The sequence below is a fragment of the Cupriavidus basilensis OR16 genome, from assembly GCF_000243095.1.
GTDB lineage: Bacteria > Pseudomonadota > Gammaproteobacteria > Burkholderiales > Burkholderiaceae > Cupriavidus > Cupriavidus basilensis_D.
In genome coordinates this window covers 1-3,609 of sequence record NZ_AHJE01000154.1, presented here as the reverse complement: position 1 = coordinate 3,609, position 3,609 = coordinate 1, and the positions used below count along the sequence as shown (strand labels likewise).

The window sequence follows — 3,609 nt, the reverse complement described above, 5'->3', positions numbered from 1 at the left end:
GCATCTGCTGGGCGCCGGGCACCTCGGCAGGGCGGCCGGCCACGGTGGCGCCAAACGCCACGCGCCGCTGGCCCGTGTAGCGCTGCAACAGCAGCAGCCACACCGCCTGCACCACGGTATTCATCGTGACCTTTTGCGCGCGGCCGTATGCCGCCAGCCGCTCGGTCTGCGCGGCGCTGCAGGCGTGCTGCAGCAGGCCATATCCGCTGCCGGAGGCCGGCGCGGCCAGTGTCTCCGCCAGCCGCGTCGGCGTGTCGAATCCCGCCAGCGATCCGCTCCAGAACGCCTGTGCCGCCTGCGCGTCGCGCGCCTGCAGCCAGTCGATGTAGTCCGCAAAACGGCCTTCCGGTGCCGCTACCGCTTCGCCGGCATAGCGCTGGAGCACCTCGCCCAGCAATTGCGACGTGCTCCAGCCGTCGACCAGCAGATGGTGGACGGTCCACACCAGGTGATGGCGCGCCGCCGCCGTGCGTACCAGCGTCAGGCGCATCAGCGGCGGACGTTCCAGATCGAAGCCGCGTGCCAGATCGGCGGCCGCCAGTTCGTCGAGCGCGACGCCCAGCGATGCCGGCGCACGCAGCGACCAGTCCTCCTCGGCGTACGGCAGCACCACGTCGCGCGCCACCCACTGCAAAGGCTGCTCGCCGCGCTGGAGGAAGCCGGTCCGCAGCGTGTCGTGGCTGCGCAGCGCGTCCCGCCAGGCCGCTGCAAAGCGCCCGGCGTCCAACCCGTCGATGTCGACGCGCAACTGGTTGATATAGGCGCCGCCGCCGGCATCCGAGCGGGCGACGCTGTGATACAGCATGCCTGCCTGCATCGGCGACAGCGGATAGACGTCCTGCACCGCGTCGACGTCCAGCCCCAGCGCGTCGAGTTGCGCCGGCGACAGCCGTGCCGGCGCGAGCTCCCGAGCACGCGACGGCTCGCGCACCGGCGCCGACGGTGCGGACGCGGCATCGAGCGCCGTCACCACGGCCGCCACCTCCGCCAGCGTCTGCCGCTCGAACAACTGCTTGGGCGTCAGCTGCCAGCCCTGCGTGCGCAGGCGCGCGACTATCTGCAGGCTCAGGATCGAATCGCCACCGAGTTCGAAGAAATTATCGCCGCGGCCCACGCGTGCCACCTTCAGCACGGCGGCCCAGATCTCGGCCAGCGTCGTTTCGATGCCCGGCTGCGGCGCCTCGTATTCGGCGGTACCCGCGAAGTCGGCCGAGGGCAGTGCGCGGCGATCGAGCTTGCCATTCGGCGTGACCGGCATCCGCTCCAGCACCACGAAGGCGCTCGGCACCATGTAGTCGGGCAATGCCTGCGCAAGCCACTGGCGCAGGCCGTCGATATCGCAGCCCGCCTCGTCGGCCGGCACCACGTACGCCACCAGCCGGGCCGGGCCGTCCTGGGTCAGCGCGATGACGACGGCGTCCCGCACGGCGTCGTGCGCCAGCAGCCGCGCCTCGATCTCGCCCAGTTCGATCCGCAGGCCGCGAATCTTGACCTGATGGTCCAGGCGGCCGAGATATTCGATATGCCCATCGGCATGGCGCCGTGCGAGGTCGCCGGTGCGATAGAGGCGCTCGCCGTGTGTGCCATGCGGGTCGGCGACGAAGCGCTCGGCCGTCAGCGCCGCGCGCCCCAGATAGCCGCGCGCCAGGCCGGCACCGCCGAGATAGAGCTCGCCAGCCACGCCGGCGGGTACCGGCTGCAGCGCGGCGTCCAGCACATGGGCGCAGACGTTGGCGATGGGATGCCCGATCGGCACCGAATTCCCGCCGTCGTCGCGGCAGGTCCAGTGCGTGACATCGATGGCTGCCTCGGTCGGCCCGTACAGGTTGTGCACGGCCGCCCACGGCAGCAGGTGCATCGTGCGTCGCGCCAGATCGGCAGGCAGGGCCTCGCCGCTGCACACCACATGACGCACGCTCTTGCACGATGCCGCCAGCGCGCAATCGGTCCCGTCGCCGACAAACGCCTGCAGCATCGCGGGCACGAAGTGCAGCGTGGTGACGCGGTGGCGGGCAATCAACGCCGCGATGCGCTGCGGATCGCGATGATCGCCCGGCGCGGCCAGCGCCAGCCGCGCGCCCGTCATCAGGGGCCAGAAGAACTCCCAGACGGACACGTCGAAGCTGAACGGCGTCTTCTGCAGCACGGTATCGCTGGCGTCCAGCCGGTACTGCGCCTGCATCCACCACAGCCGGTTATGCAGCGCGCCATGCCGGTTGCCGGCGCCCTTGGGCCGTCCGGTCGAGCCGGACGTGTAGATCACGTAGGCGAGATGCTCGGCCGACTGCAACGGCGCGGGGTTGCCCGAATCGTCGCCGGCGTACAGCGCCGGATCGGTCAGATCGATGGAGGCGACCACGCCGCTCGACGCCGGCATGGCCTCTGGCCGTTGCACCAGGATCACCGCTACCGCGCTGTCGTCGATCATGTAGGCCAGCCGGTCCGCCGGGTAGTCCGGATCGAACGGCACGTAGGCGCCGCCGGCCTTCAGGATTCGGCCAGCACGCCCACGGGCACGTCCGGCCCCACACCACGCGCGATCAGGCGATGGGCCAGCGCGTTGGCGCGCCGGTTCAGTTCGGCATAGGTCAGCGTGGCGTCGCCAAAGACGAGGGCCACCGCATCGGGCCGCGCGGCCGCCCGGGCCTCGAACAGCCTGTGAACGGGCTCGGCCGCCGGGTATGGCACGGGTGCGGTGCCGGCGGCCAGCGCCGCCGTGCGCTCTGCGGGTGCCAGCAGCCCGATGGTTGCCAGCGGCGCCGCGCCGTCGGCGGCCATCTGCCGCAATACGGCGAACAGCGTGTCCACCAATTGCCGCGCCTGCGCGTCGGCCAGCAGCGTGCGGTCGAAGCGGCAGGTCAGGTGCAGCGTATCGGTCTGGGCAATGAGCAGCGTCAGCGGGTAGTTCGTCTCGGCCAGATTGCGGACGTTGGCAAACGACAGCCCGCCCGGCGTGCGGCGCAGCGCGGCGTCGACCGGGTAGTTCTCGAACACGACGAGGGAATCGAACAGGGCCTGCCCACCACGGCCCGCCCAGCGCTGCACGTCGTAGAGCGGCGTGTGCTCGTGTTCGCGCAACGCCAGGTTCAGCGTCTGCACCGTGCGCAGCCAGTCGCCGACGGCCTGTTCCGGCTGCGGCGTGGCAATCACGGGCAGCGTATTGATGAACAACCCAAGCATCTGCTGCGCGGCCGGCAGATCGGCGGGGCGGCCGGACACCGTCGCGCCGAACGCCACGGCGGGCTGGCGCGTGCAGCGTTGCAGCACCAGCAGCCACGCGGCCTGTACCAGCGTATTGAGCGTGACCTTCTGCGCGCGGGCAAAGCTGGCCAGCGCCGCCGTTTCGCCCGCATCGAGCGCATGGAGTTGCTCGCCTTGCCCATGGCGGCCCGCTTCGGCTGCGTCCGGGGCGCGCAGCGCCGCCAGCAGGCGCGTCGGCTCGTCGAGCGCCTTCAGCTGATCGCGCCAGAACGATTCGCTGGCGTCGGCATCGCGCGATTGCAGCCAGCCGATGTAGTCGGCAAAACGGCCCGCCACGCCGGGCAATGCTTCACCGGCGTAGTGGCGCAGCACCTCGCCCAGCAACTGCGCGGTGCTCCAGCCGTCGAG

The 3,609-nt window shown here is 71.0% G+C and carries 1 protein-coding gene and 1 pseudogene; both read right to left on the bottom strand.

Annotated features, from left to right (window positions below):
- The coding region (locus tag OR16_RS46880) for a condensation domain-containing protein (protein ID WP_237717360.1) at positions 1-805 on the bottom strand (805 nt) is incomplete at its 3' end.
- 225 nt (positions 806-1,030) lie between these two features.
- Positions 1,031-3,573: pseudogene (locus OR16_RS46875) on the bottom strand (amino acid adenylation domain-containing protein); the annotation flags it as partial.
- Positions 3,574-3,609 lie beyond the last annotated feature (36 nt).